Origin of the sequence: Nocardia macrotermitis (assembly GCF_009604405.1) — a bacterium.
GTDB classification, from domain to species: Bacteria; Actinomycetota; Actinomycetes; order Mycobacteriales; family Mycobacteriaceae; genus Nocardia; species Nocardia macrotermitis.
In genome coordinates this window covers 78,485-93,407 of sequence record NZ_WEGK01000005.1, presented here as the reverse complement: position 1 = coordinate 93,407, position 14,923 = coordinate 78,485, and the positions used below count along the sequence as shown (strand labels likewise).

The 14,923-nt window shown below is 66.1% G+C and carries 12 protein-coding genes and 1 pseudogene; 10 read left to right on the top strand and 3 right to left on the bottom strand.

What is annotated here, in order from left to right; all coding sequences use genetic code 11:
- Nucleotides 1-181 precede the first annotated feature (181 nt).
- On the bottom strand, nt 182-622 hold the full coding sequence (locus NRB20_RS13250) for a DUF6924 domain-containing protein (RefSeq protein WP_153410426.1): 441 nt from the start codon (nt 620-622) through the stop codon (nt 182-184).
- Nucleotides 623-1,162: 540 nt separating this feature from the next.
- Here NRB20_RS13250 and NRB20_RS13245 point away from each other — a divergent pair.
- From NRB20_RS13245 to NRB20_RS13225, 5 genes are all read left to right on the top strand, one after another.
- Nucleotides 1,163-1,363 (top strand): hypothetical protein, encoded by a 201-nt coding sequence (locus NRB20_RS13245; RefSeq protein WP_153410425.1) that lies wholly within the window; start codon nt 1,163-1,165, stop codon nt 1,361-1,363.
- Nucleotides 1,364-1,572: 209 nt separating this feature from the next.
- Nucleotides 1,573-1,827 carry a hypothetical protein gene (locus tag NRB20_RS13240; protein ID WP_153410424.1) on the top strand — a complete coding sequence of 85 codons (255 nt, stop codon included), beginning with the start codon at nt 1,573-1,575 and terminating at the stop codon, nt 1,825-1,827.
- A gap of 257 nt (nt 1,828-2,084) precedes the next feature.
- Complete coding sequence (locus NRB20_RS13235; RefSeq protein WP_153410423.1) at nt 2,085-2,870, top strand: RNA ligase family protein; 786 nt, start codon at nt 2,085-2,087, stop codon at nt 2,868-2,870.
- Entirely contained in the window at nt 2,857-3,984 is a 1,128-nt protein-coding gene (locus NRB20_RS13230) for an AAA family ATPase (protein ID WP_153410422.1), read from the top strand. Before NRB20_RS13235 ends, NRB20_RS13230 begins: the two co-directional genes overlap by 14 nt.
- 96 nt (nt 3,985-4,080) lie before the next feature.
- Nucleotides 4,081-5,067 carry a GlxA family transcriptional regulator gene (locus NRB20_RS13225; RefSeq protein WP_319944849.1) on the top strand — a complete coding sequence of 329 codons (987 nt, stop codon included), beginning with the start codon at nt 4,081-4,083 and terminating at the stop codon, nt 5,065-5,067.
- Nucleotides 5,068-5,362: 295 nt separating this feature from the next.
- On the opposite strand, the gene NRB20_RS13220 is transcribed toward NRB20_RS13225, so the two are convergent.
- A complete protein-coding gene (locus NRB20_RS13220; protein ID WP_153410420.1) occupies nt 5,363-7,675 on the bottom strand; it encodes an MFS transporter in 2,313 nt (770 codons plus the stop codon).
- Nucleotides 7,676-8,148: 473 nt separating this feature from the next.
- Here NRB20_RS13220 and NRB20_RS13215 point away from each other — a divergent pair, with 473 nt between their 5' ends.
- From NRB20_RS13215 to NRB20_RS13200, 4 genes are all read left to right on the top strand, one after another.
- The gene (locus tag NRB20_RS13215; protein ID WP_153410419.1) at nt 8,149-9,003 is read left to right on the top strand and encodes an LppX_LprAFG lipoprotein; all 855 of its coding nucleotides are present in this window, start codon (nt 8,149-8,151) and stop codon (nt 9,001-9,003) included.
- Between the two features lie 240 nt (nt 9,004-9,243).
- Nucleotides 9,244-10,713 (top strand): fatty acid desaturase, encoded by a 1,470-nt coding sequence (locus NRB20_RS13210; RefSeq protein WP_153410418.1) that lies wholly within the window; start codon nt 9,244-9,246, stop codon nt 10,711-10,713.
- A 70-nt stretch (nt 10,714-10,783) separates the two neighbouring features.
- Entirely contained in the window at nt 10,784-11,983 is a 1,200-nt protein-coding gene (locus tag NRB20_RS13205) for a type III polyketide synthase (protein ID WP_319944848.1), read from the top strand.
- 37 nt (nt 11,984-12,020) lie between these two features.
- Nucleotides 12,021-13,943: an ATP-binding cassette domain-containing protein gene (locus tag NRB20_RS13200; RefSeq protein ID WP_153410416.1), complete on the top strand. Its 1,923-nt coding sequence runs from the start codon at nt 12,021-12,023 to the stop codon at nt 13,941-13,943.
- 319 nt (nt 13,944-14,262) lie between these two features.
- Here NRB20_RS13200 and NRB20_RS13195 read toward each other — a convergent pair whose 3' ends face one another.
- Nucleotides 14,263-14,556 carry a hypothetical protein gene (locus tag NRB20_RS13195; protein ID WP_153410415.1) on the bottom strand — a complete coding sequence of 98 codons (294 nt, stop codon included), beginning with the start codon at nt 14,554-14,556 and terminating at the stop codon, nt 14,263-14,265.
- A 24-nt stretch (nt 14,557-14,580) separates the two neighbouring features.
- Here NRB20_RS13195 and NRB20_RS39765 point away from each other — a divergent pair.
- Nucleotides 14,581-14,851 (top strand): annotated as a pseudogene (locus NRB20_RS39765) (IS1634 family transposase); the annotation flags it as partial.
- Nucleotides 14,852-14,923: the final 72 nt, after the last annotated feature.

Sequence of the window (14,923 nt, the reverse complement as noted above, 5' to 3'; positions counted from 1 at the left end):
CCGGCAACCGCAACGCCGGTTCCACCGAAATTTCCTGTTGCACAAGCGATGTCGTCGGTCGGCTGCGGGACGTTACCGGGACCGACCACGCACAGACCGTTCCAGGTTCCGGCCTGAGCTGCCGGGCCGTAGTTCCGGGACGGGCGTGGCGTGGGTGACCACGCCCGTCACCGGCGATGTGTCAGGCGAAGCCGCGGAAGACGCCCTTGTCGCCTGCGTTCTCCGCGGCGGCGGCGTAGTCCTGGATGGTGATGTTGCCGTTGTCGACGTTGCCTACGGCCTCGCTCAGTTCGGCGGCGACGACGCGGACGGTGGCGCCGCGCTGGTCCTCGAAGAGGTCGAGGAACAGGACGGGGTATTCGGTGCTGGAGAGGGTTTCGCCGTCGACCAGCATCACGAACGTGTGGTCGGTTTCGGCCAGGCTCTCCAGCGCGAGCAGCCGGTCGGCGGTGAGGTCGCGGTTGGCGGGGTCGTCGAGGATCTCGACGTCCTCGTCGACGCTGGTGTCGAACGCTGCCATGGCCGCGGCGTCGATCGCCGAGCGGCAGGCCTCCCATGCCTGTTGGTCGGAGAAGTCCGTGCGAATCAGGACAGCCTTCACGGTCTCGGGCAGAACAAACACTGGTGCGGTACCTCTCGAATGATCGGGGACACAGGTTCCGGGCGTCCCAACCGTACTCGGTCGCACGGACGAAGCGTCCGATTCCGGCGTACCGCGCCCACCGTCGTGCCGGATCGTTTGTCGCCGCCCACACCCGCGCGGCGGGGAAATTATCGGCCCCAACAGAATTGTCCACCGGCCGCGATTCGGCAGGGTGAAGGCAGGTCCGAGGCGCGGAGTTCGGTCTACTCTTCGAAACGTGGCCGGTATCGCAGTGCATTGAGCCGCCCGGCGTACCGCCCACACCGCAGGGAACACTCGGGGGTCGCAGCCCGCGCAGTGACCGGTGCCGTTGTCCGGCACCCGGTTTCGGCGCGCATGGCGTCCGGGACGTCGCAGCGGTCGAGTCCTTCCGAAGCAGGACTCGACCGCCGCGGCACACAGGCATCCGATGCCCGCACGTCTCGTCGTGATCATTCGAAAACACAGCTGATCCCGCGCACGGTCCGTCGTGCGCCGACACCACACCCGCCGACACCGAGTGCGCGGGAAGGGGGCGGAATGTATTCGCAGGCATCGGAATACGGCGGTAGGTGGGTTCAGTACGCCGACGGCAGCTGGGCCGCGCTCGGTGACGACGGTGTGCCGGTGCCGCTGGACGAGCTCCCGGCCGCCGAGGCCGAACCGGCCGCTCTGCCGCTCAAAGCGGTGCAGGTGATCGATGTCGAACCGATCTCCGTGCACGACAGGGAGATTCGATAACGGCATGGGGCGACCGCGCGCGGCGTCGGCGCTACTCGTGGCTCGCTACTCACCGCTCGCTACTCACGGCTCACGGCTCACGGCTCACAGCTCACAGCTCACAGCTCACAGCTCACAGCTCGAGAATGCGCCTCGGCATCCCGACGCGGGTTCAATGTCGTAACTGCGGCCTACTAGCGATCCGGACGTACGCTTTCGGCGTCTTCGTCATGATCGAAGTGCACACCGTAGACGACCTCTTTCCCGGAGACCGTGACCCGACTCGTCACATGCTCTGGAGCACCGCGAACAATGCCGGTCTCCTGATGATCGGCTGCTACAACACCTTCCGCCGCGAATGCGACCTGAGCGTGGTCGGCTCGGACAGTGGTCAGGCCCTGCTCGCCGAACGCACCGTTGTGACCTGGGGAGAGCCGACTCGACCCGAGCGATACCGGGTCACGGATATTGCCTCGCTCCGGTAACTGGGAGGCCGCTACGATCTGGCCGACGGGGTCCAGCACGGATGCGGGAGGTGCGGGAATGGCGGATGCCCAGCACGAGTCGGGTGATCAGCCGGTATCGGAGGATTCCGAAACTCTTGCGTCGGAGGATTCCGAAGCTACTGTGCGACAAGGTGATTCCGAGGTTTCCTCCGAGAGCAACGAGGCGCGGTCGGCCGTCGTGGATTCGACGGGTAATCCGGTGGACATCGCTTGCGGCACACCGTTACAAACGAGAGATGATCCGCAAATATCCGCGCACCCGGCACCTGGAGGGGTCGCGCCTGCAACCGGGCGACCACGACCTGCGTGCCGAACCGTTCGCGCGGATCGCGGGCCGGTACCTGGTCGTGGAGGAGAAACTCGACGGCGCGAACGCGGCGATCAGCTTCGATTCCGAAGGCGCACTGCGACTTCAGAGCCGCGGGCACTATCTGACCGGCGGTCCGCGCGAGCGGCAGTTCGGACCGTTCAAGGCTTGGGCCACCGCGGTGCAACACGTGCTGCGCGCCCGGCTGGGCAGCCGCTACATCATGTACGGCGAATGGCTCTACGCCAAGCACACCGTGTTCTACGACGCACTGCCACACTACTTCTGCGAGTTCGACATCCTGGATCGGGAGACCGGAATCTTCCTGTCGACCGAACGTCGCCGGGAACTGCTCGACGGCACGCCCGTGGTCTCGGTGCCGGTCCTGCACACCGGTCCGCTCGATCGGCTCGCGGATCTCACGGCGTTGATCGGACCGTCCGGCTGCCGAACGCCCCACTGGCGCAACGCACTTGCGCACGCCGCGCAGGCCGCCGGTGTCGATCCGGACCGCGCGGCACGGGAGACCGATGCCGCGGACGAGATGGAGGGCCTGTACATCAAGGTCGAATCCGGCGCGGAAACCGTCGACCGTTTCAAATGGGTGCGGGCCGAATTCCTCACCACCATCCTGGATTCCGGCACGCACTGGCAGGACCGGCCCGTCATCGCGAACGGCCTGGCCGACCCGGAGGTGCTCTATGGACGCGTATGAGGAACTGTGCCCCGGACCGCCCGACTGGACGGTGCCGTGGGCGCGGATCCGCGCACGATTCGACTGGGTCCGCGCGATGACCGGGGTGCCGCAGGACGCGGTGCACCACGCCGAGGGCGATGTCGAGATCCACACCCGGATGGCCTGCGAGGCCATGGCCGAACTGCCCGAGTGGCGCGCCCGGCCCGCCGCAGAACGCGTCCGGCTGTTCACCGCCGTGCTGATGCACGATATCGCCAAACCCTATTGCACACAGACGGATTCGGACGGCCGAAGCACCGCGCACGGACATTCGCGACGCGGTGATCTGCTGGTCCGGCACGCGCTGTGGCGCCTGGGTGTGCCGATCACCGAACGCGAGCACATCGCCGCGCTGGTGCGGCATCATCAGATCCCGTTCTGGGCGCTGGAACGCCCCGATCTCCAGCAGATCGCCTTCCGCGTCGCCCTGCTGGCCCGCAACGACGATCTGGTCCTGCTCGCCACCGCCGATCTGCTCGGGCGGATCTGCCGCGACACCGCACAGATCCTCGACCACATCGCGCTGTACCGCGAATACTGCGCCGAACAGCAATGTCTGGACCGCCCAAGGGTTTTCGCCTCTGATCACGCGCGATTCCAGTATTTCCGCACCCCCGGCCGCGATCCGGACTACGCCGCCTACGACGACACCCGCCTGACCGTGACCGTCCTGTCCGGCCTGCCCGGCGCGGGTAAAGACCACTGGATCGCCGCCCACCGCCCCGATCTGCCGGTCGTCGGCCTGGACCGGATCCGCGCCGAACTCGGCATCGCGCCCACCGCCGACCAACAGCCGGTCGTCAGCCTGGCCCGCGACCGCGCCCGCGAATACCTGCGCGCCGGAACATCATTCGTCTGGAACGCCACCAACACCACCCGCCGCCTCCGGGCCCGCACCATCGATCTCGCCGCCGCCTATCACGCCCGGACGGAGATCATCTCGCTGGAAGCACCGGCTCCGATCCTGCACGCCCGCAACCGATCCCGCCCCTCGCCGGTCCCGGCGGCGGTCATCGATCGACTCGCATCACATTGGGAGACACCGGATCCCACCGAAGCGCACAGGGTGCAGTGGATCTCCACCGCACCCTGACCCGACTGCGACCTCGCCTCGGCCGGAACCGCACGTTCGGCGGGCGTCGTGATGCAAAGCGGCGAAAAAGACACCGATAGGTATTATTCTGCCACAGTGCATCGAAGTCATCGAATCGCCGCAGTAGTGATTCCGCCGCAGTCGACCTTCGAACTGGCATGTGTCGCGGAGGTATTCGGTATCGACCACCCCGGCGTGCCGAACAGGTACACGTTCGAGGTCTGCGCGGAGGAAACCGGGGCGCTGGCGACCAGGGCCGGATATCGGATGCTGGTGGAGCAGGGACTCGACACGTTGCGGACGGCCGATTCGATCTTCGTGACCGGATGGCCGGATCGGGACGAGCGCCCCTCGGCGGAACTCACCCGGGCACTGCGCGAGGCGCATCGGCGGGGTGCGCGGATCGTCGGAATCTGTTCCGGCACTTTCGCTCTCGCGGCAACCGGGTTATTGGACGGCCGGGAGGCCACCACGCACTGGCGGATGGCCGAGGAGTTGCGCGAGCGGTATCCGCGGGTGCGGGTGCGCCCACACGCGCTGTATGTGAACCACGGCGACGTCGCGACCAGCGCGGGCACCGGCGCGGCCATCGATCTTGCCCTGGAGCTGGTCCGATGCGATTTCGGCGCGGCCTACGCGGCCGATATCGCCCGGCACATGGTGTTACCGCCGCATCGCGAGGGCGGCCAGCGGCAGTACACCCGCACTCCCCCGCGCCGCCGCACCCCGCAACCCGATTCGCTCGCGCCCGCGCTGTCCTGGATCGAGAACAATCTGGACCGCCCGATCGCCGTGGACGATCTCGCTGCCCGCTGCGCGGTCTCACCCCGGACGTTGACCCGCATGTTCGATCGCCACCTGGGCACCACACCGGGAAAGTGGTTGTTGCGCAGAAGAATTCACCATGCCTGCGCGCTCCTCGAACGCACCGACGCAACCGTGGCGGCCATCGGCGCGGCGACCGGCTTCCCCGATCCCTCCAACTTCCGGCGCCGCTTCGCCGACGAGGTCGGCACCACCCCCAGCGACTACCGCCGCACCTTCGCCCAACCCTCCCCCGAGCCCCCGGGAACACCCGGCTGAGAAGCCGACAGCCTGCGACCGTGAACGCGTTCACCCACCGCCGGTACAAGAAACCGACCCCGCCGAATCACCCTGTGCGAGTGGAATTCCGACGAGGCGGCCTCCCCGTAGTGAACGCGTTCACACACCGCCGATACACGAAACCGCCCCGCCAGAATCACTCTGTGCGAGTGGAATTCCGACGAGGCGGCCTACCTGTAGTGAACGCGTTCGCACACCAGCGATACACGAAACCGCCCCGCCGGAATCACTCTGTGCGAGTGAAGTTCCGGCGAGGCGGCCTACCTGTATCGAACTAGCGCACCGGCAGCGGCACGTCGTCGTAACCCAGTTCCAGATCGTGGTGGATACGTTCACCCTCCACCCGGACACTGCTGGCCACCGACGGATAACCGCGCGTAACCACCGCGTACCGCCCCGCGGGCAGATCCGGAACCAGATAACGCCCGCTCTCGTCGGTGCGAGCGGTGGCGACCAGTTCGCCGCTCTCGTCCAACACCGTCACCTGAGCGTCGGGCACCACACGATCCCCGGCCTGCACCGCGCCGACCAGCACCGCCGCCGCATCCAACTCGACGTCGTGCCGCAGCGCACCACTCTCGGGCACCACGACCGTGCTCGCCGCGGGACGCATCCGCTCGGCCACCACGACCACGGTGTGCGCACCCGGCGTGACGCCGCAGCTGTACGCACCGTCCGCGCCGGTCACCACGGCCCCGACCACCTCACCGTGTGCGTTGGTCAGCGTGACGGTGGCGCCGCTCACCGGCACACCACCCGGATCGCGCACCACACCGGTCAGCTCACCCGACCCCGGCAACGTGACGGTCAGCCGATGCGGCCGCGCACCCACCGCGACACTCACCGCAACCGGCCGGTGCCCGTGCGCAGAGGTGATCAGCACATAGTTACCCGGCCCGGGCGCGGCGATCCGATAACCACCGTCCGCGTCACCGGTGACCCGCGAAACCTGTTGTCCGCGTGGATCGATCAACGTCAGAGCCGCACCGCCGACCGGCTGTCCACCGGCCCGCCGCACGTATCCGACAACCGCCGACCCGACACCGGCATCCAGATCCTGTTCCGAAATCGAAAGCACCACAGCCGAACCCGAGACCGGTACACCGTTGGACAGCGGAGCGACATCGACAACCTGTTGCGCCACCACGGTTTCCGCCTCGGCCTCCGCCGAATGCGCCAACTCCACCGACCCCAGCTCACGCGGCCGCCCGGACGGAATGAACACGCTCACCACCGCCGCGGCCGCGGAGACCGCACCGAGGAACCAGAACACGTTGGCATATCCCGAATCCGCCGGAAGTCCGTGCGCCGCATGCGCACCCGAGGTCAGGATGACCGAGGAGACGGCACTGCCGATGGCACCACCGACGGTCCGCACATTGGCGTTCATACCGGTCGCGGCGCCGGTCTGCGCGGGCGGTACGGCGGCCACGATGATGGCGGGCATCGAGGAGAACGCCATCCCGATGCCGATCCCCAGCAGCCCGGCGGCCAGGTAGATCTCCCAGCTCTGATCGTGTCCGATCGCGAGCAGGAAGAAGGCGGGCGCGGTGATGATGGCGCCGATCAGCACGATCGCCTTGGAGCCCAGTCGCGCGGCCAGCGGCCCGATGGCCAGACCGATCACGAACATCGCCACCGACAGCGGCAGCAGATACAGGCCCGAGGCGGTGATGCTCGCGCTGAGCCCGTATCCGGCAACGGATTTCGGCGTCTGCAACAGCTGCGGCAGGAACGTCATCATCGCGTACATGGCCGCACCGGTCAGCACCGCGACGATGTTGGTCGTCCAGACCGCCGGAATCCGCATCGTGGTCATATCGATGAGCGGTGTCTCCGAACGCATTTCGACCACGACCCAGGCGACCGCGCACACCACCGTCAGCGCGAACAGCCCCAGCGTGGTCACCGAGGTCCAGCCCCACGACGGTCCCTTGCTCACCGCGAGCAGCAGCGCGACCAACCACGCGGACAGCAGCACCGCTGCGCCCCAATTGATCCGGCCCGGACTGCGCACCGGCGATTCGGGCACGAACAGCACCGCGGCGATCGCGGCCACCGCCGTCATGATCATCGGGATCCAGAACAGCCAGTGGTAGTTCAGGTGATCGACGATCGGACCGGCCAGCACCAGCCCGAGTCCGGAGCCGACGGCGATCAGTGAGGAGGCGATACCCACCGCGCCGTTGAGCTTGTGGCCGGGAAATTCGTCGCGAATGATGCCGAATGCCAACGGAATCACGCCACCGCCGAGCCCCTGGATGACACGGGCGACGATCATCACGCTCACCGATTCGGTGAGTGCCGCGATGAGTGAACCGACCGTGAGGCCGATCAGGGTGACCAGCAGCATCCGCTCCTTGCCGACCTTGTCACCGATCCGGCCGAGGATCGGCGTGGCCACCGAGGCGGAGAGCAGATAGCCGGTCATCAACCAGGTCGCGGTGGCCTGCGTGGTGTGCAGAGCCGGAATCAACAGCGAGAACACCGGTACGACCATCGACTGGAGCATCGCGTACGCGGCGATTCCGAGCAGCAGCACCGCGAAGACGACGTTGTAGTGCGGGCGAGTCTTCACTAGCGCCATGAGATACGGGTTTCCTCCCCGGAGAGCGATAAACGGAGGAAATCTCCGTTTAGGTAACGGTAACAGAAACCGGGGCCACCTCTCCACATGAGAATTGTGATCTTGGACTCGGCCGCCGGGTATATCTCCCGGCAGCGAACCGTCACCTCGGCCCATCACTTCAAGCGTCTTGCGCGCCTGATCAATTCCCGATATGCGCGAAATTCCCATCCACCGGGATCGCCATCCGGACCATTCGGACACGAGACATCGATCGCCGCAGGGCACGCCCCCTATCGATGGACCGCCGGCGGATCCGTAATGATCTGCGCGCCTTCGAGTTCGACTAAGAGGTCGACATCGGCACAGCGGTGCTGGTTGAATGCCCGTGTCCGCTCGTCCGAGCGTACGTCGGCGGAGTGCTGCATACTGCGACCCGAGGTCGCGACCGCGCACCTCGACCGGGCAACCGAAGAACCTCCGGGGGTTGACACATGACAGACCTGCAATCGCTCGACCGCTCCGCCCGCCGCTCCCGGCGGACCACCGTGAAAACGGTGGGCGCGGCCGTGCTGGCGGCCTCACTGCTCGGCGCGTTCGCGACGGGCTGCACCTCGAACTCCTCCAGCACCTCCAGCACCGCCGCGGCGAGCAGCTCCCCGCCCTCGCCGCCGCCCAGCCAGCTCCCCGACGGCGCGCAGCTGATCTCCGAGTCCGCCAAGACCACGCAGACGCTGCACTCGGTTCACCTGGACATCAAGGTCAGCAACCTCCAGAACCTGCCCGTCGACACCATCTCCGCCGACGTCACCAACCAGCCCTCGGGCCAGGCGATCGGTGAGGCGAGCATCCGCCTCAAGGAGGGTGACCCGTTCACCAAGACCAAGTTCCTCGCGGTGGACAAGAAGATCTACGTCTCCAGCGACGGCACCAAGTACGTGCCGGTCGGCGACACCCAGAAGGTCTACGATCCGGGCGTCATCCTGGACAAGGAGAAGGGCATCGCCAACGTCATCGCGCACGTCAAGGGCGCGAAGGCGGTCAAGCGCGAGACCGTCAACGGCGTGAACACCGTGCAGGTCACCGGCACCATCGACCCCACCGTGATCGACCCGATCGTGCCGAAGATCGGCGACAAGGTCACCGGCACCCTGCCGATCACCCTGTGGATCACCGACACCACCCCGCCGAAGTCCGCGACCGACGCCACCACCCTGCCTTCGACGGCCGCCTCCCCCGGGACCGGCCCGAACCTGGTGCAGGCACAGGTGGACAAGGACAAGGGCAACGCCACGATCGACCTGTCCAACTGGGCCAAGCCCGTCACGGTCACCAAACCGGCCGGCTGATCCCACGAACACGGTAGTTCGGACCTGCGAGCCGGTCCGGGATCGCGTACCGGCGGCACTGTGCCGCCCGACGCTCCCCGGACCGGCTCGCGTATGGTTTCGCGCCGCTTAAGGGATTGTTCAGTCGAATACAAGGCGCCGCACGGAATCTGAACTCCAACGACGCACGAACGCGACGCCTGCCGGAGAACCTGATCGGCAGCACGGCCCGAACGGCCGATCAGACATGGAGGTAGAGAGATGACGACCGACCGCCCGGATGTGCAGGAGCGGGAGGAGTTCAGCCGACCTCCCATTCCCGACGGACCTCCGCCGGTCTCGAATGTCTGGATCTACAACGGGAAAGCCTACGATCTCAGCGATTGGATTTCCAAGCATCCCGGCGGAGAATTCTTCATCGGCCGGACGAAGAATCGCGACATCACGTCCATCATCGGCTCGTACCACCGCGAACCCGAGCGGATCGCGCGGATGCTCGAGCGGTACTCGCTGGACCGCCAGGCCCTGCCCGAGGACATCCACCCCAAGAACAACGCCCCGGACTTCCTGTTCACCGAGGGTTTCGACAGCTGGACGCACACCCCGAAGTACCGCTTCGACGACGAGAACGATCTGCTGCACAAGATCAAGGCGCGGCTGAAGGAACCGAAACTCGCCGCCCGCCTGAATCGTATGGACAAGCTGTTCAACATCGTCGCGGTGCTGCTGACGATCGCCTATTTCGCGGTCGAGGGTCTGCGCTTGTTCGAACGCAGCTGGATGCCGTTGCCGGTCTTCGTGATCGCGATGGTGCTGCTGCGCAGTTCGCTGGCCGGATTCGGGCACTACGGAATCCACCGGGCCCAGAAGGGGCTCAACAAATACTTCACCAATGCCTTCGATTTCAACTACGTGGCATTGTCCTTCGTGACCGCGGACGGCCATGCGCTGCTGCATCATCCACACACCCAGAGTGAAGTCGACATCAAGAAGAACGTCTTCACGATGATGATGCGCATTCCGCGGGTGTATCGGATCCCGGTGCACACCGTCCACAAATTCGGGCACACCATCACCGGGATGACCATTCGCCTGCTGGACGTGTGCCGCCTGACCCGCAAGGTCGGCATCAAGGACATGTACGGCACCTGGGGCGGCGCGCTGCCGCACTTCATCGGATCCTTCGCGGTGCGTTTCCTGCTGCTGGGCGAATTGATCGCCTTCGTCCTCGCGGGCGATTTCTGGGCCTGGGCACTGCAATTCGTGATCACGCTGTGGATCAGCACCTTCCTGGTCGTCGCGAGTCACGACTTCGAGGAGGAGGCGGGCGAACTGCCCGAGCCCGACACCGAGGACTGGGCGGTGAACCAGCTCGAGCAGGCGTACGACCTGAAGGTGGTCGGCAACCGCTACCTGGACTGCTTCCTATCCGCGGGTCTGAGCTCGCACCGCGTCCACCACGTACTGCCGTTCCAGCGCAGCGGTTTCGCCAATATCACCACCGAGGACGTGGTGCGCGAGGAGGCCGCGAAATTCGGCGTGGAATGGATTCCGGCGAAGAGTTTCTTCACCGACCGTTTCCCGAAACAGGTCCACACCTATCTGCTGGCGCCCTCGCGCGATGCGCAGGAACGCAATTGGGGTTTCGTCCGCGAACACGTCGCACCGGACGCACTCAAGACCTGCGCGGTCTACATGGTGCAGGGATTCACCGGAATCGGAACGGTGTAAACAGATTTCGCGATCACCGCGCCTCGATTCCGGCGCGAGGATGTTGTTTCGTTGTAGAAGGGGAGAATTCGTGAGTATCACATTCGATGCGGGGGGCGCTCGCCCGGCCGGAGCCATCCGGCCCGAGGTGACCGGTGAGCACGCACTCGCCGTATTGCCGCCCGCGCCACCGACCACGGTGGGCGTCATCGAATCCATCGCCACCGGCGCGCCCGCGCGGGTCATGGACCAGGCCGCCTCCGCCGAGCAGGTGGCGGCGCTGTTCGCCGATCCCGCCCAGCGCGCGCGCATTCCGCGGATCTACGCCAAGACGATGGTGCGCACCCGGCAGCTCGCGGTCGATCCGCTCGATCCCGAATTCCTGGAATTCAGCCGCAAGCCCGCGACCATTCGCGAGCGGATGAATCTGTTCTTCCGGCACGCGGTGCCGCTCGCGGTCGACGTCGCCGCCCGCGCGGTGGCGGGGATGGACGATCCGGCCGAGGAGATCGGGCAGCTGATCTTCGCCACCAGCACCGGATTCATCGCGCCCGGCGTGGACGTCGCGGTCGTCAAGCAGCTGGGGCTGTCGCCGACCGTGGGCCGGGTGATGGTGAACTTCATGGGCTGTGCCGCCGCGATGAACGCCGTGCGCACGGCCGTGGATTACGTGCGCGCGCATCCGGACAAGAAGTCGCTGGTCATCTGCCTCGAACTGAGTTCGGTCAACGCCGTGTTCGACGACGACATCAACGACGTGATCACACACAGCCTGTTCGGCGACGGCTGCGGCGCGGTCGTCATCGGCGCGGGCCAGGTGCAGCAGCCGCTCGCGCCCGGCCGGGTGGTGATCCGGGACAGCTTCAGCCATCTGCTCGACGACGCCGAGGACGGCATCGTGCTGGGCGTCAACCATCACGGCATCACCTGCGAACTGTCCGAACAGCTCCCCGAATACATCTACACCGGGGTCGATCCGGTCATCGGAAAGATCCTGGACCGCAACGGATTACGGAAATCCGACGTGGATCTGTGGGCCATCCACCCGGGCGGCCCCAAGATCATCTCCGAATCCGCGCGGTCGCTGGGCATCTCCGCCGAACAGGCCGCGCCCAGCTGGGAGGTGCTCGCCCGCTACGGAAATATGCTCAGCGTTTCGCTGATCTTCGTCCTGGAGGAGATGGTCCGCGCCGGATCATCGACCACGAAGCCGATATCGACCGGTGTCGCCTTCTCCTTCGCGCCCGGAGTCACCCTCGAGGGAATGATCTTCGACATCATCCGCCGCTAGTGCGCCCGGCCCCACCCGAGTCGAAAGACGCAGCATCATGCAACTCATCCGATTTCTGATCTCGATCTCCTGGATGCGGATCTCCGCGGTCATCGCCGCCGGGCTGATCTGCGGCGTGGCGAACACCTACCTGGTGACACTGATCCGGGGGGTCGTGTCACCACCACCGCATCCGCCGGTCACGGTCACCAGTTTCGTGCTGGCCGGGGCCGTCATCCTGGTCAGCGGCGTGGTGTCGCAACTGCTGCTGATCCGGCTGGCGCAGGACGCGATCTACCGGCTGCGCGCCGATCTGAGCACCGGAATCGTCTCCGCCCCACTGGAACACCTCGAACGGCTCGGCACGCACCGGCTGATGGCGACGTTGACCGAGGACGTGCGGTCGCTGTCCGAGGCGGTCACCGCGATTCCGAGCATCTGCGTGGACGTGGCGACCATCGTGGGCTGCTTCGTCTTCCTCGCGATCGTGTCCGGGCCCATCTTCGCGGTCACCGTCGCGGGCACGCTGCTCGGAATCGCCTGTGTGGAACTGGTTCTCAAGCGGGTGCGGGTGCTGTACCGGGCCGCGCGCGAGCACGAGGACGGACTGCTCGGCTCGTTCCAGGCCGTCACCCTCGGCATCAAGGAACTCAAACTGCACCGGGGCCGGCGCCGCGACTTCATGGACCGGCATCTGCTCGGCTCGGCCCGCGACGTGCGGGCGCGCAATGTCGAGGCGGGATCGAAATTCTCACTGGCACAGGGCTTCGGGCAGCTGTTGCAGTTGGGCACGATGGCGGTGATCCTGTTCGGGCTGGCCTCGGCGATGCACCTGTCGCTGAACGTGATGGTCGGCTACGTGCTGGTGACGACGTTCCTGGCGATGCCGATGCAGAACTTCATGCACCGCATCCCGGATCTGGTGCGCGGCGACGTCGCGCTGGCGAAGATCCGCACCATGAACCTGTCCATGGAGACGCTGCACAACGAGGACTCACTGCCGTACACCGAGCGGCCGCCCGCCGGACAGGTGCCGCTGGTGCTGACGAACGTCGGCTACAGCTACCGGACCGAGGCGCTGCCGCCGGTGCCGCCGATTCCGGGGTCACCGCCCCCGCCGGGGATGCCGCCGATGCCCGGTGGGCGGGGTCGCGCGGGCAAGCCCGGTGCGCATCCGGGACGGCCCGGCGAGATGCCCGGACGGCCCGCGGGCGCACCGCCGCCACCGCCGCCCGGGGCGCAGCCGCCCGGCGGCGCGCGTCCGGACGTCAACGGGCACAGGCGGCTCGAGCACGGCCGCCCGGACGACCGGCCGGTGCCGATGGCGCCGCCGCCGGGTGGTCCGATCGAGACCGCCGACGACTCCGGATTCGCGCTCGGCCCACTGGATCTGGTCTTCGAACCCGGTCAGATCAGCTTCGTCATCGGCGGTAACGGCAGCGGTAAATCGACGCTGGCCAAGCTGATCACGGGCCTGTACGTGCCGCGCACCGGATCGATCTCCCTCGGTGACGAGCGGATCGATCACGAGAACATCGAATGGTTCCGGCAGAACGCCTCGGCGGTGTTCACCGACTTCCACCTGTTCGAGGATTATCTGGGCTTCGATCGTCCGGGCATCGACGACGAGGTGCGCGGCTACCTCGAGGAGTTGCAGATCGCGCACAAGGTGACCGTCCAGGACGGGCGGCTGTCCACCATCGCGCTGTCCCAGGGCCAGCGCAAACGCCTCGCCCTGCTGACCGCGCTGCTCGAGGACCGCCAGATCTACGTCTTCGACGAGTGGGCCGCCGACCAGGAACCCCGCTTCCGCGAGGTCTTCTACACCGAGATCCTGGCCGGGCTCAAGCGACGCGGCAAGACCGTCATCGTGATCACCCACGACGACCGCTACTTCGATCACGCCGATCAGATCGTCAAGCTCGACTTCGGCAAGATCGTCGAGCCGACCGCGGCCGCCAGCGAGGCCGCGCTCCGCTGAACCATCTCGTCCTACGAATCACTGTGGCCCGCACCGATATTCGGTGCGGGCCACGGCGCTTTCCAGCACAGGCAGCCAGAACCCACACGGCCCGTGGCCGAATGAGCATGGGAGCCAGGAGATTTCGCCGCCCAATGGCTCGACATAGCCCGCGACGGCCGCTACCTACAACTCCGCACACGCGAACACCTCACCATGCGCCCAGCCACCCCCGCCGACCTGTCCACCTGCTTCGCGGCCTGGATAGAACGCGCCTTCCAACGCCTCCGCGAAGACGAACCCGAACACTCGTAGTCGGCGGTGCGACCGAACACATCGTTCAACTGGCCAAGAAATAGCGGAAGGAATGCTGATCAGGATCGATCGTAGTGATCACATCGCCAGGCTCTACATTATCTGAGATAGGCTCGGAAAAAGTGATCGAGAAGTGGTTCGGGGCGACTGGGGACGTGCGAATATGCATTCCCGTCATCGCCCCACGGTAAATCCGTCCATCGCGCTTGGTGAGTTCCACTTGCTGTCCGACCGTGAACTCTCCTTGGACAAATCCGGTAACAATGGGCAGCTTTTGGAAGCTCACCCTGAATACGTCGTCCACCTCGAATTTACTCAACCTATTCACTTTCCTCCGTTGGCGGCGGGAATGCGGTTCATCGTGGGGTCGCGGGTGACGAAGGCCCCCGTCGATATGGAGTCGCATTTCCGTTGGCACGGTGGGGTTTTCAGCGACGATCAGGTCATCGACACCGTCACTCCGAAACGCGGCGCCAACGACGACAACCCGGCGGGGGTTCGCGCGGAGCCGGTCTGGGATCGCCACCGGCATCCGGGGTCGTGACGGGCGGTCTGGTCGTACTCGGCGAAACGGTATGTCCGACAACCGGACACTCAACGCGCAAAGGTTGCGGGACCTCACGCACTGAACATTGAACAAACTCAGGTCATCTGGTGTGAAATCGCGCGACCCGAACTCGACCAGT

Bases quoted from the DNA above. Each gene is read 5' to 3' on its own strand.
- NRB20_RS13245 (WP_153410425.1), top strand. From the start codon at position 1,163: ATGTATTCGCAGGCATCGGAATACGGCGGTAGGTGGGTTCAGTACGCC.
- NRB20_RS13240 (WP_153410424.1), top strand. From the start codon at position 1,573: ATGATCGAAGTGCACACCGTAGACGACCTCTTTCCCGGAGACCGTGAC.
- NRB20_RS13235 (WP_153410423.1), top strand. From the start codon at position 2,085: ATGATCCGCAAATATCCGCGCACCCGGCACCTGGAGGGGTCGCGCCTG.
- NRB20_RS13230 (WP_153410422.1), top strand. From the start codon at position 2,857: ATGGACGCGTATGAGGAACTGTGCCCCGGACCGCCCGACTGGACGGTG.
- NRB20_RS13220 (WP_153410420.1), bottom strand. From the start codon at position 7,675: ATGGCGCTAGTGAAGACTCGCCCGCACTACAACGTCGTCTTCGCGGTG.
- NRB20_RS13215 (WP_153410419.1), top strand. From the start codon at position 8,149: ATGACAGACCTGCAATCGCTCGACCGCTCCGCCCGCCGCTCCCGGCGG.
- NRB20_RS13210 (WP_153410418.1), top strand. From the start codon at position 9,244: ATGACGACCGACCGCCCGGATGTGCAGGAGCGGGAGGAGTTCAGCCGA.
- NRB20_RS13200 (WP_153410416.1), top strand. From the start codon at position 12,021: ATGCAACTCATCCGATTTCTGATCTCGATCTCCTGGATGCGGATCTCC.